Annotated in this window: 21 protein-coding genes and 1 pseudogene; 10 read left to right on the top strand and 12 right to left on the bottom strand. The window is 68.9% G+C overall.

Annotated elements, in window-relative coordinates; genetic code table 11:
- Positions 1-16: 16 nt before the first annotated feature.
- On the top strand, positions 17-349 hold the full coding sequence (locus tag HD557_RS09695; protein ID WP_196873738.1) for a hypothetical protein: 333 nt from the start codon (positions 17-19) through the stop codon (positions 347-349).
- 188 nt (positions 350-537) lie between these two features.
- Here HD557_RS09695 and HD557_RS09690 read toward each other — a convergent pair whose 3' ends face one another.
- Positions 538-2,061 (bottom strand): recombinase family protein, encoded by a 1,524-nt coding sequence (locus HD557_RS09690; RefSeq protein WP_196873737.1) that lies wholly within the window; start codon positions 2,059-2,061, stop codon positions 538-540.
- A 17-nt stretch (positions 2,062-2,078) separates the two neighbouring features.
- Here HD557_RS09690 and HD557_RS28150 point away from each other — a divergent pair.
- Positions 2,079-2,279 (top strand): annotated as a pseudogene (locus HD557_RS28150) (MBL fold metallo-hydrolase); the annotation flags it as partial.
- 13 nt (positions 2,280-2,292) lie between these two features.
- Here the strand turns inward: HD557_RS28150 and HD557_RS09680 are convergent.
- Entirely contained in the window at positions 2,293-2,769 is a 477-nt protein-coding gene (locus HD557_RS09680) for a hypothetical protein (protein WP_196873735.1), read from the bottom strand.
- A gap of 123 nt (positions 2,770-2,892) precedes the next feature.
- Between HD557_RS09680 and HD557_RS09675 the strand changes: the two genes are divergently transcribed.
- Both HD557_RS09675 and HD557_RS09670 read left to right on the top strand, forming a co-directional pair.
- Positions 2,893-3,276: a hypothetical protein gene (locus HD557_RS09675; protein ID WP_196873734.1), complete on the top strand. Its 384-nt coding sequence runs from the start codon at positions 2,893-2,895 to the stop codon at positions 3,274-3,276.
- 328 nt (positions 3,277-3,604) lie between these two features.
- Positions 3,605-3,925 (top strand): helix-turn-helix domain-containing protein, encoded by a 321-nt coding sequence (locus HD557_RS09670; RefSeq protein WP_196873733.1) that lies wholly within the window; start codon positions 3,605-3,607, stop codon positions 3,923-3,925.
- 21 nt (positions 3,926-3,946) lie between these two features.
- On the opposite strand, the gene HD557_RS09665 is transcribed toward HD557_RS09670, so the two are convergent.
- Positions 3,947-4,552 carry a ClpP family protease gene (locus HD557_RS09665; protein ID WP_196873732.1) on the bottom strand — a complete coding sequence of 202 codons (606 nt, stop codon included), beginning with the start codon at positions 4,550-4,552 and terminating at the stop codon, positions 3,947-3,949.
- Positions 4,549-5,181 carry a ClpP family protease gene (locus HD557_RS09660; RefSeq protein ID WP_008357196.1) on the bottom strand — a complete coding sequence of 211 codons (633 nt, stop codon included), beginning with the start codon at positions 5,179-5,181 and terminating at the stop codon, positions 4,549-4,551. The genes HD557_RS09665 and HD557_RS09660 overlap by 4 nt, the downstream gene beginning before the upstream one ends.
- Positions 5,182-5,279: 98 nt before the next feature.
- On the opposite strand from HD557_RS09660, the gene HD557_RS09655 reads away from it, so the two are divergent.
- On the top strand, positions 5,280-6,224 hold the full coding sequence (locus tag HD557_RS09655) for a D-2-hydroxyacid dehydrogenase family protein (RefSeq protein ID WP_196873731.1): 945 nt from the start codon (positions 5,280-5,282) through the stop codon (positions 6,222-6,224).
- 9 nt (positions 6,225-6,233) lie between these two features.
- Here HD557_RS09655 and HD557_RS09650 read toward each other — a convergent pair whose 3' ends face one another.
- A complete protein-coding gene (locus tag HD557_RS09650; protein ID WP_196873730.1) occupies positions 6,234-7,004 on the bottom strand; it encodes a GNAT family N-acetyltransferase in 771 nt (256 codons plus the stop codon).
- Between the two features lie 114 nt (positions 7,005-7,118).
- Between HD557_RS09650 and HD557_RS09645 the strand changes: the two genes are divergently transcribed.
- From HD557_RS09645 to map, 3 genes are read left to right on the top strand one after another with little or no spacing between them, the layout of a single operon-like run.
- On the top strand, positions 7,119-7,562 hold the full coding sequence (locus HD557_RS09645; protein ID WP_040754983.1) for a YciI family protein: 444 nt from the start codon (positions 7,119-7,121) through the stop codon (positions 7,560-7,562).
- Positions 7,559-8,812: an RNA polymerase sigma factor gene (locus HD557_RS09640; protein ID WP_196873729.1), complete on the top strand. Its 1,254-nt coding sequence runs from the start codon at positions 7,559-7,561 to the stop codon at positions 8,810-8,812. Before HD557_RS09645 ends, HD557_RS09640 begins: the two co-directional genes overlap by 4 nt.
- A gap of 59 nt (positions 8,813-8,871) precedes the next feature.
- Entirely contained in the window at positions 8,872-9,645 is a 774-nt protein-coding gene (gene map, locus HD557_RS09635) for a type I methionyl aminopeptidase (RefSeq protein WP_008357203.1), read from the top strand.
- A 61-nt stretch (positions 9,646-9,706) separates the two neighbouring features.
- Here the strand turns inward: map and HD557_RS09630 are convergent, their stop codons facing one another.
- The 3 genes from HD557_RS09630 to HD557_RS09620 form a co-directional block, all read right to left on the bottom strand.
- Positions 9,707-12,043: a M4 family metallopeptidase gene (locus HD557_RS09630; RefSeq protein ID WP_307785579.1), complete on the bottom strand. Its 2,337-nt coding sequence runs from the start codon at positions 12,041-12,043 to the stop codon at positions 9,707-9,709.
- A gap of 384 nt (positions 12,044-12,427) precedes the next feature.
- Positions 12,428-12,712 carry a DUF3263 domain-containing protein gene (locus HD557_RS09625; protein ID WP_008357206.1) on the bottom strand — a complete coding sequence of 95 codons (285 nt, stop codon included), beginning with the start codon at positions 12,710-12,712 and terminating at the stop codon, positions 12,428-12,430.
- Between the two features lie 229 nt (positions 12,713-12,941).
- Positions 12,942-14,036 (bottom strand): potassium channel family protein, encoded by a 1,095-nt coding sequence (locus tag HD557_RS09620; protein ID WP_008357208.1) that lies wholly within the window; start codon positions 14,034-14,036, stop codon positions 12,942-12,944.
- Positions 14,037-14,073: 37 nt separating this feature from the next.
- Here HD557_RS09620 and HD557_RS09615 point away from each other — a divergent pair, with 37 nt between their 5' ends.
- Positions 14,074-15,729 (top strand): acyl-CoA dehydrogenase family protein, encoded by a 1,656-nt coding sequence (locus HD557_RS09615; RefSeq protein ID WP_196873728.1) that lies wholly within the window; start codon positions 14,074-14,076, stop codon positions 15,727-15,729.
- 84 nt (positions 15,730-15,813) lie between these two features.
- Here HD557_RS09615 and HD557_RS09610 read toward each other — a convergent pair whose 3' ends face one another.
- From HD557_RS09610 to HD557_RS09600, 3 genes are read right to left on the bottom strand one after another with little or no spacing between them, the layout of a single operon-like run.
- On the bottom strand, positions 15,814-16,653 hold the full coding sequence (locus HD557_RS09610) for a carbohydrate ABC transporter permease (RefSeq protein WP_196873727.1): 840 nt from the start codon (positions 16,651-16,653) through the stop codon (positions 15,814-15,816).
- Positions 16,653-17,648 (bottom strand): carbohydrate ABC transporter permease, encoded by a 996-nt coding sequence (locus HD557_RS09605; protein ID WP_008357214.1) that lies wholly within the window; start codon positions 17,646-17,648, stop codon positions 16,653-16,655. Before HD557_RS09605 ends, HD557_RS09610 begins: the two co-directional genes overlap by 1 nt.
- Positions 17,645-18,946, bottom strand: a complete 1,302-nt coding sequence (locus tag HD557_RS09600; protein ID WP_196873726.1) for an ABC transporter substrate-binding protein — start codon at positions 18,944-18,946, stop codon at positions 17,645-17,647. The genes HD557_RS09605 and HD557_RS09600 overlap by 4 nt, the downstream gene beginning before the upstream one ends.
- Positions 18,947-19,203: 257 nt before the next feature.
- Between HD557_RS09600 and HD557_RS09595 the strand changes: the two genes are divergently transcribed.
- On the top strand, positions 19,204-19,548 hold the full coding sequence (locus tag HD557_RS09595) for a hypothetical protein (protein ID WP_196873725.1): 345 nt from the start codon (positions 19,204-19,206) through the stop codon (positions 19,546-19,548).
- Positions 19,549-19,604: 56 nt separating this feature from the next.
- Here the strand turns inward: HD557_RS09595 and HD557_RS09590 are convergent, their stop codons facing one another.
- Positions 19,605-20,957, bottom strand: coding sequence for a cation:dicarboxylate symporter family transporter (locus tag HD557_RS09590; protein WP_196873724.1), 1,353 nt, complete (start codon positions 20,955-20,957; stop codon positions 19,605-19,607).

Below are 20,957 nucleotides of genomic sequence, written 5' to 3'. Positions count from 1 at the left end.
CGTGTGCTCCTCTACGATGGGCGTGATCTTCGATGATGTCGGGATCGCGGCCTCGCCCCTGCCAGGGCGAGGTCTTCCCGATCCTGGGGGCGGCTGGCTGTCAGGCAGCATCGGCGCCGCCTCTGGACGAAGCGGACGGAGCACCGCGCAGGATGCCTGCAAGGCGCGTTCGCTGCTCACTCGTCAGCGGCGGAGCCGCGTCAACGGTGCGCTTGATGAACTCCTCGATGCGCTGGGCAGCGAGGTCGCGCTTGCACTCGGCCGCGACGGTCTCATCTCCACGCAGTTTCGCGTTGGCGTGGCGAGCGCGAAGGTACGCCACTTCGGGCGAAATGGGCATGACAACTAACTCCAGTTGAGCGGGGTCGCTGTCGAAGCCCTTCTCTCACTGCACAACGTAAAGCCGTGCAGCGGCCTCGATTCCTAGGTTGGCTAGGTCGCCTCAAACGCTACGGACTGAAGTGCCACGGATCAAAGAAATGTCACCGACATTCAGTTGGGCGTTGACGACCACTTGTATGGCCCAGCCCAACGCCATTACTTCGCCGTCGGCCAGATGAACTCGATGCTGTTGGGATCGAACCCAGGCCCGCGACGCTGTCGGTTGACCCGCACCCGAAGACCGAGAGTCTCCAGCACTGCCCGCCGCTCCGTGATGCCCATGGCGTCCCAGCGGTCTTCTGCGCCATCCTCGGCGAGTGGCTGGAGAACGTCCACGCCGACGGCAGTCGACGCCTGGCGGCGCTCGTCCTCGGCGTGCTCCAGTTCGGGCTGTAGGCGGGCGGTGATTCGGCGCATCTGCTCGCGGTCGATCAAACCGTCGGCGTAGTCCTCGGCGGCATCGTCGAGCCGCTGGCGTAGGGACGCCGCCCGCTCGGTGAGCACCCGCACTTCGTCGTCATCTCGTCGGAGCCAGTCGAACGCATCTGGGCGGGACAGTCTGTCGAGCACGACAGCCCGAACTAGGAGGTCCACCGACTCTTCGTTGCGTCCGACGCACCCCTTACTGTCGCAGGTGTAGAGGATGTGTCGCTTGCCGTACCTGCCCTGCTTCGGGGCAACCCTGAGCCGGTCGCCGCAAACGCCGCACTCGCCGATGCCCCAACTCAGCAGATGGCGGCGAGCACCAGGACGGATCGGTCCGTCCTTGCTGAGGCCGTTCACGCGGCGTTTCGGATCGGCCAGCAGCGCAGTGACCCGGTCGTGCTTGCTCTTGTCCACGAGGGGCGGCCAGCTTCCGTCAAACTCGGCTTCGTCCTTCTTGCCTCGGTGATGGACGCGGATGGCGACGTTCGACTGCCGGATCGCCAACTTCTTGACGCTGGTCTTACCCCACGCCTTGGACGGCGGCTTTCGTCCGTTGCGCAGACGGCGCTCCTGCTCCTCAGTCGTGAGCCGCGTCCACATCGACGCCTCCGGCGAGGGGACGTCTCGGCTGTTGAGGTCCTCGGTGATCGCCAGCAGGGTGTCGCCAGCGAGCAACCGGTCGACAATCTCGCGGATGATGTTCGCCTGCTCCGGGTCCTCAACGTATGTCGCATCTCGGCCCTTGCCGTGCTGCACCCAGCCGTAACCGAGGTAACCGGCCGGTCGCCCCGCCTCGGCTCGCTCGGTCGCGGCCGCAAGGATGCGCTCTGACTTCACCTCGGACTCCATCGTGTCGAACTCCCCCATGATCCCAGCCTGTCCGCGCCCGTAGGCGGTCGAGAGGTCAAAGGAGACGCCCTTCACTGCAATGATGCCCACGCGCTGGCGACCAAACAGTTCGATGGCCTCGGCCCGTTCGCGGCGGTTGCGGAGCAGGCGCGACGTCTGCCAGACGACGACGTGGTCGACCTTGCGCAGCCTGACGAGACGCAGCACCTCGGCGTAGCCAGGCCGGTCGTCGCCCTTGAGTGCAGTGATGTCGTTGTCGGTTTTCTCTGCCACGACGTCCCAGCCTCGATCCGCCGCGTGCTTGCGACATCGCTCCAACTGGTCGGCGACCTTGAGTCCATCGCCGCTGACGTCCTCGCTGATCCTCGCGTACAGCACCACTCTCGGCGCGTTGGGTTCGTTCATGAACCCATATTACCCGTCCAGAACTCTTCGTATTCCCCGGCGGCGTCGGCAACACCCAGCAGGATCCCGTACGTTTCACCCAGCTGCTCGACGACGTCGAGCAGCGCATCTTCGCCACCCTCCCCGACGACACCTGGTTCTACCCGGGCCACGGCGACGACTCCACCCTCGGCGCCGAGCGCCCCCATCTCGCCGAGTGGCGCGACAGGGGCTGGTGACCGGGACGACCGGCTACGGCTCCGTGGTCGGGGTCGCCGTCTCCGTCGGCGTCGGCTCCGACGTCGGGTCGGCGGACTCGGTCGGCTCGGTGGTCGGCTCCGGCTCGACCGAACCCGTGGGGCCGGAGGTGGGCGTCGAGCCTCCGGTCTCGACCGGCTCCTCCGGCTCGCGGGGCACCGTCGGGACGCGCGGGTCCTCGGTCACGGTCGGTCCGGGCCTCCGCGGCCCGACCGACTCGCCGTCACCGTGCCCCACCGCGCCAGGACCGGCCGAGGTGCCCGCCGAGGGGCGCTGAGACAGGCCGGCGGAAGGCATCGGCGGCAACGGGTCGACGTCGGGATAGGCGTTCCCGACGTCCTCGTATCCGGTGACCGGGTCACGGTCGGGCCGTTCGGCCTCCGCCAGCCCGGCGAGGAGCACGACCACCCCGAGGCCGGTCATGACCGCGCCGGTCAGGATGCCTGCCACGGCGACCTGCTTGCTCTGCAACTCGACTCCCTGTACCCGCCCCGCGCATGGTGTGGCGCACAGCGTAGGGCAGTGATGCCTCGGGCGTTACCCTCCCCGGGGCATCGCCGACCGACAGTCGGGAGCCGGGATCAGTCGGTGGGCGTGTCCGAGGGGTCCGGCTCCTCGGTCGCCGGCTCGCTCGGCGACGGCGAGGCGGTGTCGCTCGGGGTCTCGCTGGGGCTCTGGCTCGGCGACTCGCTCGGGGACTCGCTCGGCGACGCCGTCGGGCTCGGACGGCTGGAGGGCCGCACCTCCGACGGAATCTGCGTGGGCCGCGCCGGAAGCGGCGACGTCGACTCCCCGGTGGACTCCTCGACCGAGCGCGGGCTCGCCGGGACCGTCGTCTCGGTCGCCTCGGGCGCCTCGCTCCCAGGAGCCGAGCTGCGCGGCTCGCTCTCCGTCGGCGTGGTCGGCTTCTTCTCCAGCGGCGCGACCGGGGAGACCGGAGAGATCAGGTCGACCCCCGACTCCTCCCCCGCGGCGTAGCTGTGGCCCGGCTCCTCGGCCCCGGCGTTGCCGACGATCAGGCCACCGATCCCGATGCTCGTCATGGCCAGTCCCGTTGCCATTCCGGCCAAGGCGATCTGCTTGCGATGCAACACGATTCCCCCGTGATACCAACGACTCGACAAGTTCTCTGGTCGTGCACAGTAGACCCACAAAGATCGAAACTGTGCGACCACTATCGGGGTGTCGGAGCTCGCTGGCAAGTCCCCGTCATCTATCGTTCGACCGATATAACCCCTGGTAAGGGGCGTGTTCGCCCGGCGCGAACGGCCCGCTCGGGCCTCGTACGCAGCGCTAGGGTGTTGTCATGGGCGAAGTGATCAGGTTTCCCGGCCATGCGCTGCCGGACGACGACAAAGCGGCGCCGTTGTGGCGTGAGGCCGCCGGCCAGGTGATCCGCGAGGAGCGATCCCGCCAGGAACGTACGCTCGCCGACGTCGCCGGCGATGCCGGTGTCTCGACGCAGTATCTCTCCGAGATCGAGCGCGGCCGCAAGGAGCCCAGCTCCGAGGTGCTCGAGGCCGTCGGTGGTGCGCTCGGCCTGGGTCTGGTCGACCTGACCGAGCGGGTCACCCGCACGCTGCGCGCGGGCGCCCGCCCGACCGGTCCGATGGCCCTCGCCGCCTGACCCGACCTACCCGGTCACCTCTCAGACCGAGGTGAGCTTGCGGCTCTCCAGCACGGCATCGGCCAGCCCGTACGCCACCGCCTCCTCGGCCCCGAGGACGAGATCGCGCTCGGTGTCGGCGTGGATCTCCTCGGCGCTGCGGCCGCTGTGGCGCGCCAGCAGCGTGTCCATCTCGGCCCGCAGCCGGCCGATCTCCTTCGCCGCGACCTGCAGGTCGGTGACATCGCCCCGCTGACCGTCCTGGCCCGGCTGCTGCAGCACGACCCGCGCGTGCGGGAGGACCGTACGCCGCCCCGGGTCCCCCGCGGCCAGCAGCACCGCGGCCGAACCCGCCGCCTGGCCCACGCACGTGGTCGCGACCGGCGAGCGCAGGAACTGCATCGTGTCGTAGATGCCGAACATCGCGGTCGGGTCGCCGCCCGGGGAGTTGAGATAGAGCTCGATCTGCGTGTCCGGCGCGTCCGACTCCAGGTGGATGAGCTGCGCGATCACCACGTTGGCGACACCGTCGTCGATCGGCGTACCGAGATAGACGATCCGGTCGGAGAGCAGGCGGCTGTAGACGTCGAGCGCCCGCTCGCCACGCGGGGTCTTCTCGACGACCGACGGGATCGTGTAGGAGCTCATCGCGCACCCCCGGCCGCCGACAGCCCGAAGGCGACCGACCGCTGCTGGACCGGCGTCACCGACTGCACGTCGTTGAGCACCTCGTCCACGAAGCCGTAGTCGCGCGCCTCCTCGGCGGTGAACCAGCGGTCGCGCAGCGAGTCCTGGTCGATCTGCTCGACGCTCTGGCCGGTGTGGGCGGCGGTGATCTCGAGCATCTGCTGGGTCATCCGCGCCAGCCGCGCGGCCTGCACCTCGATGTCGGCCGCGGAGCCGCCGATACCCGCCGAGCCCTTGTGCAGCAGCACCTCGGTGTGCGGCAGCACGTAGCGCTTCCCCGGGGTGCCCGCGGTCAGCAGGAACTGGCCCATGCTGGCCGCCATCCCCATGCCGAGCGTGGAGACGTCGTTGGGGATCAGGTGCATCACGTCGTAGATCGCCATCCCGGCCGTCACCGAGCCGCCGGGCGAGTTGATGTAGAGGGAGATGTCGCGGTGCGGGTCCTCGGCGCTGAGAAGGAGCAGCTGGGCGCAGATCCGGTTGGCGATCGCGTCGTCCACCTCCTGGCCGAGCACGATGATCCGCTGGTTCTGCAGCCGCGCCGTCAGCTGCTCGTCGAGCGGCCCGGCGGTGATGGGTGTCTGGGTCATATCCTCGACTCTGACCGACCCCGGGGCCGTGCGAAAGCGAATCCGCCGCAGGCAGATCTGCCCACAGCAGAACCCCACCCACCCGATAGGTTGCGGTCGTGCGCTGCGTGATTCTCGACGACTATCAGGACGTGGCCCAGACGTACGCCGCGTGGGACTCCCTCGACGGCGTCGAGGTCACCTCCGTGACCGAGCACCTCGCACCGGACGCTCTGGTCCGGGCGCTCGACGGGGTCGAGATCGTGGTGGCGATGCGGGAGCGTACGCCGTTCCCAGCTGGTGTCCTGGAGCGGCTGCCGGCCCTGAGGCTGCTGGTCACGACCGGGATGCGCAACGCCTCGATCGACCTGGCCGCCGCGACCCGGCTGGGCATCGCCGTGTGCGGCACGCCGTCGAGCCCGCATCCTCCGGTCGAGCTGACCTGGGCGCTCATCCACGCGCTGACCCGCCACCTCGTGACCGAGGCGACCGGCCACACCTGGCAGCGGACCGTCGGGAGCGACCTCCACGGCCGCACCCTCGGGCTGCTCGGGCTCGGCAAGATCGGCTCCCGGGTCGCGGCCGTGGGGCAGGCGTTCGGGATGGACGTGGTCGCCTGGAGCCCTCACCTCACCGCCGAGCGGGCCGAGCCGCTCGGGGTGCGGGCCGTCGAGAAACACACGCTCTTCGAGACCAGCGACGTCGTCTCGCTCCATCTCGTCCTCTCCGAGGCCACCCAGCACATCGTCGGGCACGCCGACCTGGCCTCGATGAAGCCGACCGCCTACCTGGTGAACACCTCCCGGGCCGGGCTGGTCGACACCGAGGCGCTGGTCGCCCATCTCCGCTCCGGCACGATCGCCGGCGTCGGCCTGGACGTCTACGACGTGGAGCCGCTGCCCGCCGACGACGTGCTGCGGCACCTCCCGAACGTGGTCGCCACCCCGCACCTCGGCTACGTCACCGAGGACAACTACCGTCGCTTCTACGGCGGCGCCGTCGAGGACATCGCCGCCTGGCTGGCCGGCGACCCGATCCGCCGGCTGGCCCCGAAGGGCGCTTGATCAGCCCGATCAGCCGAAGCGCCGGACGTAGGGCGTCGTGGTGCCGACCTTCACCAGCCCCGAGCGCTCCAGGATCGGCCGGGAGAACTCGGTCGAGTCGCTGTGGATGTAGCGCTTGCCCCGGGCGATGGCGGTGCGGGCGCGGGCGGCGGTCAGGGCGCGGTAGATGCCCCGGCCCCGCCACTCCGGCAGCGTCGCGCCGCCCCAGATGCCGGCGAACTCGGTGCTCGGGACCGGGTCGATCCGGCCGGCGCTGACGATCTCGCCGTCCGCCTCGGCGACCCACATCTCGCACTCCCCCGCCGCGATCCGACGCACCACGTCGTCCAGGCGTCCCGCGGAGGTCGGTGACCCGAAGACGCCGTCCTGCATGATGCCGGCGGCGCGTACGTCCTCCGCGCTCGTGATCGGGCGCAGGACGATCCCGTCGGGCAGCGGCACGTCGACGGCGAGCAGCCGGGCCTCGCCGATCATGATCGACTCCGGCTCCTCCGGCTCGAAGCCGTGCCGGAGCAGGGTCTCGTGCAGCCCGGGAGCGACATCGTGGCCGCGGGTCTTCCACTCGACCTCCTCGATCGTCGGGTCGGCCTCGAAGTGCGCGACCGCCGCCGCGACCAGCGCCTCGATCCCGGCCTCGTCGGCCCCGCCGAGGTCCTGGTAGGAGATGAACCCGCGGCCCGCGTCGAAGGTGATCAGCCGCAGCGGCCCGTGCCGGGTCACCGACACCGCCCCGGGAGTCTCGGCATCGGTTCGCAACTGTTCGTCATAGGCCTTCAGCACGGCGAGAAACCTACGCCGAAAGGATTCGCCGAAGCATGTAGTTATCCGACGGCCGGCTCCGTTCCCCTCGTGAATGGCGCTTACAAGAAGCGCCCGAAGTGGAAGGGTGAGGACATGCCTCGCTACCTGATGATCCTCGACTACCAAGCCGGCACCGACGAGACCCCCGGCGGGATGGCCGGGTGGAAGCCGGAGGAGGTGCAGGGCCACATGAGCTACTACGAAGCCCTCAACAAGGCGCTGACCGAGTCCGGCGAGCTGGTGCACGTCGAGGCGCTGACACCGCCCGACCAGGCGTTCGTGGTGACCTCCGACGGCGCCGACAGGACCGTCACCGACGGGCCGTTCCAGGAGTTCAAGGAGTGGGTCGCCGGCTACATGATCATCGACGCCGAGACCCAGGAGCGTGCGCTGGAGATCGCCGGTCTCTACTCCGCCGCTCCGGGCCCGGGCGGGCGGCCGATCGAGCAGCCGATCCAGGTGCGCCGGATGTACCACGGCACCGACGGCTCCTCGGTCGACGACACCATCGCCTTCGGCGAGGCGAACATCGAGTGACCGAGGCGATTCCGCAGGACCTGCTGCGTGACCTCACGCCGCAGGTCGTCGCCATCGTGACCCGGCGCTCGGGCGACTTCGACGCTGCCGAGGACGCCGTCCAGGAGGCGTTGATCGAGGCCGTACGCACCTGGCCGGAGCGCGGCGTGCCCGAGCAGCCGCGGGGCTGGCTGGTCACCACCGCGATGCGCCGTCTCGTCGACGCCAAGCGCAGCGAGTCGCGCCGGCGTGACCGCGAGCATGCCGACCACCTCGCCGAGCCCGAGGGGCAGGAGACGTCGTCGGCGGTCGACGACTCCCTGGACGTACTCCTGCTCTGCTGCCATCCCAGCCTCACCCCGGCCTCGGCGGTGGCGCTGACCCTGCGGGCGGTCGGCGGGCTCACCACCCGGGAGATCGCGCACGCCTACCTCGTCCCGGAGAAGACGATGGCGCAGCGGATCTCCCGGGCGAAGGCCACGATCAAGGGCCGGTCGCTCGGGATCGACGGCACCGCCGACCTCGCCGCGCGGATCCCGGCGATGCTGAAGGTGCTCTACCTGCTCTTCAACGAGGGGTACGTCGCGACCGAGGGCGACCGCCTGCAGCGGGTCGACCTGTGTGCCGAGGCCATCCGGCTCACCCGGCTCGCCCGCACCGCGCTCACCCGGGTGACCGGGACCGGCCACGGCGAGCTCGGTGGGCTGCTCGCGCTGATGCTGCTGCTCGACGCGCGTCGCCCCGCCCGGGTCGACGCCCACGGCGCCGTGGTTCCGCTGGCCGACCAGGACCGGAGCCGGTGGCGGCCCGAGGCCACCCGCGAGGGCGTCGCGCTGGTCGACGCCGTCATCGGCACCGGACGGCCGGGGACCTACCAGATCCAGGCCGCCATCGCCGCGCTCCACAACCGGGCGGCCTCCGCGGAGGAGACCGACTGGCTGCAGATCAGTGCGCTCTACGGGCTGCTGGAGAAGGTCGCGCCCGGACCGATCGTGACCCTCAACAAGGCCGTCGCGGTCGGCTACGCCGACGGTCCGGGCCCCGCGCTGGCGCTCCTCGACGACCTCCTGCGCAGCTGTGCCGAGAACGGGGACGCCGGCTTCGCCGACCATCCGCGGGTGCCCGCGGTGCGCGCTCATCTGCTCGAGCTCGCCGGTGACCTGGACGGTGCTGCGGCTGCGTACGAGCTGGCGTCGGTGCGCGCCACCAACCTCGCCGAGCGCCGCTTCCTGACGTCGAAGGCGGCCGCGCTGCGCGATGCTCGCTGCTGAGGCGGAAGCGAGGCCCTGCTGAGTTCTACTGAGAACCGTTCTCAGGCTACGCTGTGCCTGTGATCGAACTGCGCACGCCGACCCAGATCGAGCAGATGAAGCCCGCCGGCCGATTCGTGGCCGATGTCCTGACCGCACTCCGCGAGCACGCCGCCGTGGGTGTGAACCTGCTCGAGCTCGACGAGCTGGCGCACAAGATGATCAAGGACCGCGGCGCGGAGTCGTGCTACATCGACTACCACCCGAGCTTCGGCGCGATGCCGTTCGGCAAGGTGCTCTGCACCTCGGTCAACGACGGCGTGCTCCACGGCCTGCCCTTCGACTACAAGCTGCAGGACGGCGACCTGCTCAGCGTCGACTTCGCCGCGAGCGTCGACGGCTGGGTCGCCGACTCGGCCCTCTCCGTCGTCGTCGGCACGCCCCGCCAGGAGGACCTCGACCTGATCGAGACCACCACGCAGGCGCTCGCCGCAGGCATCGACGCCGCCCGCGTCGGCAACAAGGTCGGCGACATCTCCCACGCGATCGCCAGCGTCGCTCGCGCCAAGGGCCTCAAGATCAACACCCAGTTCGGCGGCCACGGCGTCGGCCGCACGATGCACGGCGACCCGCACATCGCCAACGACGGCCGCCCCGGCCGGGGCTTCAAGCTGCAGCCCGGTCTCGTGATCGCGATCGAGCCGTGGTTCCTGCACACCACCGACGAGATCTTCACCGACCCCGACGGCTGGACCCTGCGCAGCGCCGACGGCTCCCGCGGCGCCCACATGGAGCACACCGTCGCGATCACCGAGGACGGGCCGCTCATCCTCACCGCGCGCGAGAGCGACTGATCCACGACGCACGCGACGGCGCCCCGCTCCCGATCGGGAGCGGGGCGCCGTGCGTTGACGCCTACGACAGGTTCACCGCCGTGTCGTCGATCAGGAAGCTCGTCCCGAGGGAGGAGTCCTCCGTACCGGTGAAGGTGAGGGTGACCGTCGACCCCGCCTGGCCGTTGAGGCTCAGCGACTTCTGGACATAGCCCGAACCCTTGTTCAGGTTGGAGTAGGTGGCCAGGGTGGTGGACCCGGCCTTGACCGTCAGCTTGTCGTACGCCGAGGTCGTGGTCGTCTCATCGGAGTCGACGTAGAGCCAGAACGTCAGCGTGGCCGCACACCCCGCCGGGATGGTGACCGACTGCGAGAGCGAGTCGGTGTGGGTGCTGCCGTAGCCGTTCAGCCAGGCCTTGTACGACCCCGAGTGCGCCGGCGCGCCCGTCGAGCTGTCGATCACGCCCGAGGAGGCGGTCCAGCCGGTCGTGCCGGACTCGAAGCCCGGGTTGGTCAGCTTCTGGCCCGAGCAGGTGCCCCCACCGGTCCCGGAGACGGTGAAGGTGAACTGCACCGAGCCGGTCGCACCGGTCGAGTCGGTCGCGGTGACGGTCGGCGTATAGGTGCCGGCCGTGGTCGGCGTACCCGAGACGGTGCCCGAGGACGAGATCGAGACTCCGGCGGGAAGACCGGTCGCGGTGTAGGTGTAGGGCGAGGTGCCACCGGAGGCCGAGACCGCGAAGGACGAGATCGCGGTGCCGACCGTTCCGGTCTTGGAGCCCGGCGAGGTCACCGTGACCGAGCCGGTGCCGCCACCGGGCGTGCAGGTCGGGTCACCGGTCTGGGCCGGGACCGAGACGGCGTTCCAGGCGGCCTTGACCGCGTTGAACTCGGTGCAGGTCGTGGTGCCGTACAGGTTCTTGGCCGCGGTGAGCGTCCAGGTGCGGTACTTCAGGTACGACGACGACGAGGTCTTCAGCAGCATCGCGTTGTACATGATCTTCATCGCCTTCTGGATCCCGACACCGGTGACGGTGGACCCGTTGCAGGTCGGCGAGGCCGGCTGGCCGTTGGTCGGGTTGGACCCCTCGGCGAGCAGGTAGAACCAGTGGTTGCCCGGTCCGGCCGCGGCGTGGACCTCGTCGTTGGGCGTCGAGGACGAGTAGCAGTTGTCGTCACCGGCCAGCGAGGGGTTGTACATGTTGCGGATCGGTCCGTTGCCCACCAGGTCGATCTCCTCGCCGACGAGGTAGTCGGGGGTGTCGTTGGCGGTCTGGTTGTCGTACCACTCGGTCGCCGCACCGAAGGTGTCCGCGACGAACTCCTGGGTGTTGCCACCCGAGATCCCACCCGGGGTGTGGTCGTCGATGCCGTGGCCGAACTCGTGCGCGACGACGTCGAGCGAGCCGATCCAGCGCGAGCCGGACTGCGAGTGGCCGATCTGCACCTGGGTGCCGTCGTAGTAGGCGTTCACGTCGTTGAGGCCGACGCGGACCGGCAGCCAGCCGCCCGAGCCGTCCATGCCCGAGCGCCCCAGCCACGAGGTGAGCATGCCCTTCTCCTGCTGCGCGGCGTAGAAGGCGTCGACACAGCCGGTCTCCCGGTTGGTCGGGTCGCCGTTGCCCCAGGAGTCGTCGGTGCCGGTGTAGGTCACGTTGCCGGAGGAGTTCTGGCACTTGAGGGTGGTGGCCGACGGGTCGGTCAGGGAGTAGGTGGATCCGGAGAGCTGCGTCTGGATCGAGACGGTCCCGGAGTAGCCCGAGCTGCCGGTGCCCTCGACGACGTGCTCCTTGGTGGAGAGCACCTTGCCGGTGGCGGCGTCGACGAAGACGGACAGCCGCGACGGCTCGCCCGCGCGGGTGCCGGTCACGATCGTCTCGTACGCCAGGTCCGACCCGGCCTCGCCCTGGACGATGACCAGCTCGGTGGACTCGACGGCCGGCTTGGTCACCTGGCCCTTGGCGACCGTCCGTGCCTTCGCCTCGGTGATGGCAGGCGTCGTGGTGGACACCTTGACGGGTGCGTCCTGGGCGACCGAGGTGCCCAGCAGGTTGCCCTCGGCGTCGGCGGCGACGACGAAGTCTCCGCCGACGACGCGCAGGCCCTGGTGGGTGCGGTCGTAGGAGACGTACTGCAGCCCGGAGGACTGGTACGTCGTCAGCCTGACCGCCTCGTCGGCGGCGCCGAGCTTCAGCACCTCGGGATCGGCGGCGACGAAGGCGGCGGCCGACCGCTCCGCCCTGCTCTTCGCCTGCTTGCCGCTGACGACCGCGCGGCCGTCGTCGGTCTCCTGGGATGTGACGGTGCCCTTCGCGGGCTTGGGGTCGCTGGCCGCCTGCACGCCTGTGGGCATGCTGATGGCGGCCACTGCCGAGATGAGGGCCATGGTCAGGCCCTGCGCTACGCGTCTGTTGTTCACGCAGACTCTCCTTGAGCCGGCCCCGCCGAGGCGGAGCAGCCGATGTTGACCAGTGGACACTGGCGATCGGCCGCGGAGCCGGTCAATGCGCTTGCTGCCTCACGATCGCGCACTGCAGCGAGTCGCATTTACGACAACATATGAATACCCATGGGCACATGTCGGATGCGTCAGTTTCGTGCGCCGAGCCGGAGGCGGTCGCCTGCCACGGCGGGCCCGGAGATGGCCCGGAGATGGCCCGAAATAGAAGTCAGCCGCTGGCGTCTCGGGTCACCAGCGGCTGACAAGAAGAACGTTAGCCGACAGATCCGCGGCTATGCAAGCACCTGCAATGCAAAAGTGTGCAAATGATTCCGACGGACCATGGAAAGTAGTCCGGCAAGGCTACTGACGCGGGTTCTTCGAGCGCTGCGTACGTCGCGCGTCCCGCTGGCGGCGCAGGCGGCGCACCAGGACGCCGTCGTAGGCGAGCGCCTCGGGCTTGTCGATCAGATCGTTGACGGCACGGTGGTAGTCGGCAGCGCTCATCCCCAGCTGCTCCCGGACGGCCTCGTCGCGGCCAGTGCCTGCCGACCACCAGGAGCGCTCGAAGTCGAGCAGTCGCTTCTCGTTCTCGGACAGGCCCGGCTGCTCATCGGCAGACCCGGGGCTGTGGGGCGCCTCGGTCATGCGTCCATCATCCCAGGCACGACATCCACCGTCGAAACCGCCACGCGCCACCGCCTCGGACGCTCTGCCTACTAACTACGGGGCATAGCCCATCCGGGCCATCTTCATAAAACTGCAGTTCAACTCTTTGATGCACGCCAGATCGTCGGCTACTGTTTTCCATGTCAGCCGCTGGTGACCCGAGACGCCAGCGGCTGACTTCTGTTTTTGCCGGGTCTTCTGCGGGCGACTACGCCTCAGCCGTGTCCTCGCCGTGCGTGCCCGGCCGCGGCGCCCAGGGCAGCTCCTTCGCGGCGCGCACGACGACCAGCCGGTCCCCTCGCGACAGGGTGCCGACGACCGGGTCGAAGTAGCGGAAGACCTTCTCGTCGCGTACGACCGCGATCACCTGGTCGGCGAGCTGCTGCGGCTGCTTGCCGACCTCGTTGACCAGCAGGTCGCGCTCGGCGACCTCCAGCCCGATACCGGAGTTGAGCAGGTCCTCCATGACCGAGCCGAGGGTCGGAGAGATGGTGGACAGACCCATCAGCCGGCCGACCGCGTCGGCGGAGGTGATCACCGAGTCGGCGCCCGACTGCTTCATCAGCGGCGCGTTCTCGCGCTCCCGCGCCGCGGCGACGATCCACGCCTGGGGGTTGATCTGCCGCACCGTCAGGATGGTGAGCACGTTGGAGTCGTCGCGGTTGGTGGTGATGATGACCTGCTCGGCGTCCTTGACCCCGGCCCGCATCAGCACCTCGCGGCGGGTCGCGTCGCCGGTGACGACCGCGATCCCGTCCGAGTGGGCGTCCGAGCGGGCCACCGGGTCGGGGTCGACGACGACGAACTCCTCGGGGTCGGCACCGTTGCTGAGCAGCGTCTCGACCGCGCTGCGGCCCTTGGTGCCGTAGCCCACGACGACGATGTGCTGAGACATCTTCTTCCTCCAGCGAGCGACTCGGATGAGGTCACGGCCCTGCTTGGTGAGGACCTCGAGGGTGGTGCCGATCAGCAGCACCAGGAACGCGATGCGAGCCGGCGTGATGATGAACGCGTTGATCATCCGGGCATGGTCGGCGACCGGCGCGATGTCGCCGTAGCCGGTCGTGCTCAGCGTGACGGTCGTGTAGTAGATCGCGTCCATCAGGCTGATCCGGCCCGTGGGATCGTTGTTGTCGGCGTAGGCGCCGCGGTCGAGATAGACCAGCAGGACCGTGCCGACCAGGATCGCCATCGCGGCCAGCAGCCGGCGCCCGAGCTGCCACCACGGCGACCGCACCGTCTCCGGAAGAGCGACCTGCTCGACCCCGGCCCACCTGGGGGCGTATGCGCTTGTCTCGGACACGTCCCGACCCTATAGCCCAGCCTCTATCGTCTCTCGTATGAGTGCCTCCGACATCCGTCGTGTCACCAACCAGGCTCCGCCGCTCGCCGGTCACAACGTAGTCACCGGCGACGCCGCCCTCTCGGCGGCGGTGCTGCGCCATGCCGACGAGGAGACCCTCGACTCGCTGGTCTCGCTGGGTGCCGAGGCCGGCAGCGCCGAGGCGCAGGAGCACGGGCGCCTCGCCAACCGCTTCCACCCCGAGCTGGTCCCCTACGACCGCTACGGCAACCGGATCGACGAGGTCTCCTTCCACCCCTCCTGGCACTGGCTGATGGAGAGGGCCGTGGGCCACGGACTGGCCGCGGCGCCGTGGGCGCCGGCGGGTGCGGGCGATGGGGCTGGACACGCCCACGTACGCCGCGCCGCCGGGTTCCTGGCCTGGTCCCAGACCGAGCCGGGCCACCTGTGCCCCATCTCCATGACGTACGCCGCGGTCCCCGCGCTGCGCGCCGACGAGTCCCTCGCCGCGGAGTGGGTGCCCAGGCTCGCCTCCACGATCTACGACTTCGGCCTGCGCGACCCCGCGGAGAAGCTCGGCGCCCTGGCGGGCATGGGGATGACCGAGAAGCAGGGTGGCTCCGACGTACGCCAGAACGTCACCGAGGCCTGGCCCATGGGTGGCGACGTCTACGAGCTGCACGGGCACAAGTGGTTCACCTCGGCCCCGATGAACGACGTCTTCCTGGTGCTGGCCCAGGCGCCCGACGGCCTCACCTGCTTCCTGCTCCCCCGGGTCCTGCTCGGAGGCGAGCGCAACCGCCTGGACGTGGTGCGGCTCAAGGACAAGCTCGGCAACCGCTCCAACGCCAGCGCGGAGCTCGAGCTCCGCGGCACGACGGCCTACCGGCTCGGCGCGGAGGGGCGTGGCGTACGCACCATCATCGAGATGGTCGCCGCCACCCGCCTCGACTGCGTGCTGGGCTCGGCCGCGCTGATGCGCCGCGCCGTGGCCGAGGCGAGCTGGCACGTCGCCCACCGCTCCGCCTTCGGCGGCACGCTGGCCGACAAGCCGCTGATGCAGAACGTGGTCGCCGACCTGGCCGTCGAGTCCGAGGCGGCCACCGCGCTGGCGATGCGCCTGGCCGCGGCGGTCGACCGTCCGGACGACCTGCACGAGCAGGCCCTGCGCCGCATCGGCCTGCCGCTGGCGAAGTTCTGGGTCTGCAAGCGCACCCCCGCCCACGTGGCGGAGGCGCTGGAGTGCCTGGGCGGCAACGGCTACGTCGAGGAGTCGGTGATGCCCCTGCTCTTCCGCGAGTCCCCGCTCAACTCGGTCTGGGAGGGCTCCGGCAACGTCAACGCCCTCGACGTCCTGCGCGCGATCCAGCGCGAGCCCTCGGTCCTCGACGCCTGGATCACCGAGGTGGGCAGCGCCAAGGGTGCCGACCGGCGCTACGACCGGGCCGTCGACTCCACTCTCGCCCTGCTGGGCGAGTCCATGGGCAGCCCGGAGGAGCTGGAGCGCTCCGCGAGGCGCCTGGCCGGCAGCATGGCCGCGCTCCTCCAGGGCAGCCTCCTGGTCCGGTACGGCCCCGAGGAGGTCGCCGACATCTTCTGCGCCAGCCGGCTCTCCGGGCACGGCGGGACGTACGGCATGCTCGCGGGCGGCGACCAGAAGGCCGTCGTGCAGCGGGCGACACCGACGCTGTAGCGGTCGCGTCGTCGCCTGGACGAACGGCGCGGCGGGCGCCACGCCCCCGAGGGAGACATGACGCCCGCCGTGCGCGGACGGAGCTCAGCCCTTCACGGACCCAGCGGTGAGTCCACGGACGAAGTAGCGCTGCAGCGAGAAGAACACGAGCAGCGGCACCGTCATGGTGATGAACGCACCCGCGGTGAGCAGGTGCCACTCCTGGCCCTTGTCGCCGATCAGGTCACGCAGCGTGATCGTGACGACCTCGTTGTCACCCGCCCCGAGGAAGATCAGCGCGACGAGGAGGTCGTTCCAGACCCAGAGGAACTGGAAGATCGCGAACGCCGCCAGCGCGGGCACCGACATCGGCACGATCAGTCTCCAGAAGGTCTGGAAGTGGGACGCCCCGTCGATCTCGGCCGACTCGATGATCTCGTGCGGCAGGCTCGACATGTAGTTGCGCAGGATGTAGACCGCCAGCGGCATCCCGAACCCGGTGTGGGCCAGCCACACCGCGAGGAAGGTGCCGTTGAGGTCGTAGTCGCTGAACAGGTTGAGCAGCGGGACGAAGGCCACCTGCAGAGGCACGACCAACAGCCCGACGATCAGCATGAACAGCACGTTGCGCCCCCAGAACCGCATGAACGTGAACGCGTACGCAGCGAACGCAGCGATCATGATCGGCAGCACCGTCGCGGGGACGGAGACGACGATCGAGTTCACGAAGGCGTTGGCCATCCCGCTCTCGAGGACCTGGGAGTAGCTGTCCAGCGTCCACTGGGAGAACGGGTCGGTGACGACCGTCCACCAGCCCGACGTCTTGACGTCGGCCTCGTCGCGGAACGACGAGACCAGCAGCCCGAGGGTCGGGATGAACCAGAGGACGCACAACAGGATGATGGCGACGCGGACAGCGAGGCCGCCCAGGGTCAACTGCCTCATCAGCGGGCCTCCTGCTTCTTGAACTGGCGCATCTGGTAGATCATCACCGGGATCACGGCGATCATCAGGACGACCACGACCGCCGCCGCCCGGCCGGCGTCACCGAACTCGAAGAGCTCGACGAAGAAGGTGTTGGCCAGCACCGAGGTGCCGGACCGACCACCGGTCATGACGTAGACGATGTCGAAGACCTTCAGGACCAGGATGAGGATGGTCACGAAGACCACGATCACCGTCGGCCAGATCTGCGGCACGACGACCTTGAAGAAGATCTGGACCTCGCTGGCCCCGTCGATGCGGGCGGCCTCGACGGTGTCGTCGGGGACCCCCTTGATCGCCGAGGAGAGCAGCACCATCGCGAACCCGGCCTGCAGCCAGACCATGATGACGATCAGGAGCAGGTCGTTGAGGCTGCCGGTCTGGATCCGGAGCCAGGCGACCGGCTCGAAACCGAGGCTGGTCGAGATCGCCGAGAGGAGCCCGATCTGCTTGTCCCCCTGCGCGAACCGGGTCGCGTAGACGAATCCCCAGATCGTGCTCGCCCCGACGAAGCTGATCGCCATCGGCATGAAGATGACCGACTTCGCGATCCGCTCCGGCAGCGCCTTGAGCCGGTCGGCCAGCACCGCCACGAGCAGGCCGACGATGACGCTGCCCGCCGGGACGATGAGGATCCACAGCAGGTTGTTGAACAACGTGCCGAGGAACTCCTTGTCCTGGAACAGGTCGGTGTAGTTCTGGAAGCCCACCCAGTTGATGCTGTTGGCATCGGCGAAGCTGAAGATCACCGTCATCAGGGCCGGGTAGATCAGGAAGACCGTGACCACCAGAACGGCCGGGCCGACGAAGACGTACGGCTTGATCCGCCTGTCCCACTTGCCGGGGAGCAGCCCCACCAGGAAGTTGAGCACCCAGTAGATCGCGGCCATGCCGCCGACCCCCAGGACGATCGCGACCAGGCCGTTGACGATCTTCAGGAAAGGATCATCGCTCATCCTCGCCAGCTCTCCTCGATCGCGTCGGCAGCCTCCTGAGCGCTCTTCTCACCTCCGACGTAGGCGTTCATCTCGCTCCAGAACGTGCCGGCGCCGACCTGCGCGGGCATCAGGTCCGACCCGTCGAAGCGGAAGGTGTCGGCGTCCTGCAGCAGGGTCGCGATCTCCCCGAACATCGGGTCGGCGTAGTTGGAGTTGTCGAACTCGGTGCTCGGCGAGAGCCAGCCGCCGGCCTTGGCCCACTCGGCACCGAAGTCGGGAGACGCGAAGAACTCCATCAGCTCGACCACGTCGGTGTCGTTGGTGAAGGCGGTCGCCATGTCACCGCCGCCGAGCACCGGAGTGCCGTCGAAGCCGCCCTCCATGTTGCCCGGGAGCGCGAAGACGCTGACGTTGCCGGCCAGGTCCTGCTGGACGTCCTTCGGGAAGAAGGTCGTGATGAAGTTCGCCTGGCGGTGCATCTCGCAGCCCGGCGGGTCGGTGAACAGCGGCAGGGGCGAGTCACCGAAGGGCTCGCTCAGCGTGCCGTCGGCCCCGCCGCGTACGTTCTTCGGCTTGTTGATGATGTCGCCCATGGTCTCGATCGCCTGAACGATCTTCGGGTCGTTGAACGGGACCTCGTGGTTGACCCAGTCGTCGTAGAACTCCGGGCCCTCCTGGCGCAGGACGATCTCCTCGACCCAGTCGGTGTAGACCCAGCCGGTGTCGGCGCCGGCCTCGGCACCGAAGCACCACGGGGTCTGGCCCTTGGCGATGATGTCGTCCTGGAGCGACATCAGCTCGTCCCAGGTCGTGGGGGTCTTGTAGCCGGACTCCTCGAAGTTCTTCGGGGTCCAGACCAGCGACTTCATCGAGACCCGGATCGGGACGCCGTAGGTCTTGTCGTCGATCTCGACCGAGTCCATCAGGCCCGGGATCATCGTGTCGTCGAGCTTGTCGACGTCGATGAGGTCGTCGAGCGGAAGCGTGTCACCCGACTCGGTCAGGTCACCCACCAGACCGGGCTGCGGGAAGAGCGCGATGTCGGGGGCATCGTTTCCGTTGACCTTGGTGCGGATCTCGGTCGTGAAGTCGGTGGACGGGGTGTAGGTGACCTTGATCCCCGTCTCGTCGGTAAAGGTCTTGAGCGCCGCATTGAGGCCCACGGCCTCGCCCTCGGGGATGGCACCGAGGATCTGGATGCTGCCGTCGCCCTCTTCGGTATCGCCGGCATCGTTGCTGCCGCCGCCACCCGGCACACCACAGCCGGTCACGGCGAGCAGACCTACGGCTACTGCTCCGATTTGCCACTTGCGCACGTGCATTGGAATTGCACCCTCCATCGTCGTTTGATCCACGGAGTCGTGCCACGCAGGCCGCGTCGGGTCCACGAGGCAGCGCCTCGTTATGTGATCTCCGTAACACTAGTCGCTACGGTCCATCGATGTCCCGGACAAATTGTCGAACATTCACCCGAGAACGCGCAGGACCATACCTGTCAGACACTCAGGCGCCACGGAGACCCGCCAGCGGCGAGTGGCTCCGGAGGCCGAGGTACGCCAGAATCAGCGCCCAAATGAACTATCCCCGCTCTCCCCAGCACGGGCCCCCGGGGCCCCACCACCAGCCTCCCCGCGACCCGTTGGCCGTGGCCGGCCGGCTGGCCGCCGCCATCTGCTCGATCCTCTTCTGGCTGATCGGCGCGATCGCCCTGATCGCAGCCGTGATCGGCATCTTCCGGACCTTCGGCGGAGGACTGACGTGGCGTTCGGTCGGGATCTGGACCGTCGCCGGCATCGGCTGCTTCGCGTTCTCCTGGATCGTCGCCGCGCTCGGCCGGATCGGGCTCGACGACGAGCCGATCGGGTCCTGGCGCACCGCGCCGTTCGAGCTGGCGCGCATCCTCTACCGGAACAGATGACAACAAGCCGTACGCAGCGTCTCGGGTGAGCTGCGTACGGCCTGGTCTCGTGGGGTCTAGACGAGCGCCTTCTCGCCCTCCGCCGCGGGCGGGGTGGTGGCGTGGTCGTCGACCATCGTGGTCTCGTCGAACGGGTCCTGACCAGCCAGAACACGGTTCAGCTGGGCGTAGTCGACGGTCTTGGTCCAATGGCCGACCAGCACGGTGGCGACCGAGTTGCCGGCGAAGTTGGTCAGCGCACGGGCCTCGGACATGAACCGGTCGATGCCGACGATCAGGCCCACGCCGTCGACCATCTCCGGACGGTGCGACTGGAGCCCACCGGCCAGGGTGGCGAGGCCGGCACCGGTGACACCGGCGGCGCCCTTGGAGGCGATCATCATGAACAGCAGCAGACCGACCTGCTCGCCGATGCTCAGCGGGTCACCCATCGCATCGGCGATGAAGATCGACGCCATCGTCAGGTAGATCGCGGTGCCGTCCAGGTTGAACGAGTAGCCCGTCGGGACGACCACGCCGACGGTCGCCTTCTCGACCCCGGCGTGCTCCATCTTCGCGATCAGGCGCGGGAGGGCGGACTCCGAGGAGCTGGTGGAGAGGATGAGCAGGAACTCGCGGGCGAGGTACTTGAGCAGCTTGAACAGGTTGACCCCGGTGGCCAGCTTCAGCAGCACGCCCAGGATGACGAAGACGAAGATCGCGCAGGTGATGTAGAAGGCGATCATGATCACCGCGAGGCTCTTCAGCGCGTCGACGCCGGTCTCGCCCACGACACCGGCGATCGCACCGAAGGCACCGATCGGGGCGGCCCACATGATCATCGCCAGCACCCGGAAGATCAGCTTCTGGATCCAGGTGATGGCGTTGAGGATCGGCTTGCCCGACTCCCCCATCCGCTGCAGCGCGAAGCCGACCAGCAGGGCGACGAGCAGGGTCTGCAGCACGACACCGGAGGTGAGCGAGGCGAAGAGCGAGGTCGGGATGATGCTGAGGAGGAAGTCCGTCGTGCTCGCGTGGCCACCGGCGGCGGCGTCCTGGCCGGCCTGGGACGCGTCCGAGCTGAGCTGGAGGCCGGTGCCGGGGTCGATGATGTTGCCGACGACCACACCGATCGCCAGGGCGACCGTGGACATCACGATGAAGTAGATCAGCGCCAGGCCACCGACCTTGCCGACCTTGGCCGCGTTGGCGACCGAGCCGACGCCGATCACCAAGGTGCAGAAGATGATCGGCTGGATCATCATCTTGATCAGGTTCACGAACGCGGTGCCGATCGGCTTCAGCTCGACCGCGAAGCCGGGCGCGATCAACCCGACCAGGATGCCGAGCACCACCGCGGCGATCACCGCGATGTAGAGATAGTGGGTCCGGTCCTTCGTAGGTGGTGTCCCTGTGGTGGTCGTACTCAT

The organism is Nocardioides luteus, assembly GCF_015752315.1.
Lineage (GTDB): Bacteria > Actinomycetota > Actinomycetes > Propionibacteriales > Nocardioidaceae > Nocardioides.
This window is presented reverse-complemented; position numbering and strand designations above follow the sequence as displayed.

Coding starts and splice junctions, on each gene's coding strand:
- HD557_RS09615 (WP_196873728.1), top strand. CDS start 14,074: ATGAGTGCCTCCGACATCCGTCGTGTCACCAACCAGGCTCCGCCGCTC.
- HD557_RS09695 (WP_196873738.1), top strand. CDS start 17: ATGGGCGTGATCTTCGATGATGTCGGGATCGCGGCCTCGCCCCTGCCA.
- HD557_RS09590 (WP_196873724.1), bottom strand. CDS start 20,957: ATGAGTACGACCACCACAGGGACACCACCTACGAAGGACCGGACCCAC.
- HD557_RS09690 (WP_196873737.1), bottom strand. CDS start 2,061: ATGAACGAACCCAACGCGCCGAGAGTGGTGCTGTACGCGAGGATCAGC.
- HD557_RS09665 (WP_196873732.1), bottom strand. CDS start 4,552: ATGAGCTCCTACACGATCCCGTCGGTCGTCGAGAAGACCCCGCGTGGC.
- HD557_RS09610 (WP_196873727.1), bottom strand. CDS start 16,653: ATGAGGCAGTTGACCCTGGGCGGCCTCGCTGTCCGCGTCGCCATCATC.
- HD557_RS09670 (WP_196873733.1), top strand. CDS start 3,605: ATGGGCGAAGTGATCAGGTTTCCCGGCCATGCGCTGCCGGACGACGAC.
- HD557_RS09645 (WP_040754983.1), top strand. CDS start 7,119: ATGCCTCGCTACCTGATGATCCTCGACTACCAAGCCGGCACCGACGAG.
- HD557_RS09625 (WP_008357206.1), bottom strand. CDS start 12,712: ATGACCGAGGCGCCCCACAGCCCCGGGTCTGCCGATGAGCAGCCGGGC.
- HD557_RS09605 (WP_008357214.1), bottom strand. CDS start 17,648: ATGAGCGATGATCCTTTCCTGAAGATCGTCAACGGCCTGGTCGCGATC.
- HD557_RS09595 (WP_196873725.1), top strand. CDS start 19,204: ATGAACTATCCCCGCTCTCCCCAGCACGGGCCCCCGGGGCCCCACCAC.
- HD557_RS09660 (WP_008357196.1), bottom strand. CDS start 5,181: ATGACCCAGACACCCATCACCGCCGGGCCGCTCGACGAGCAGCTGACG.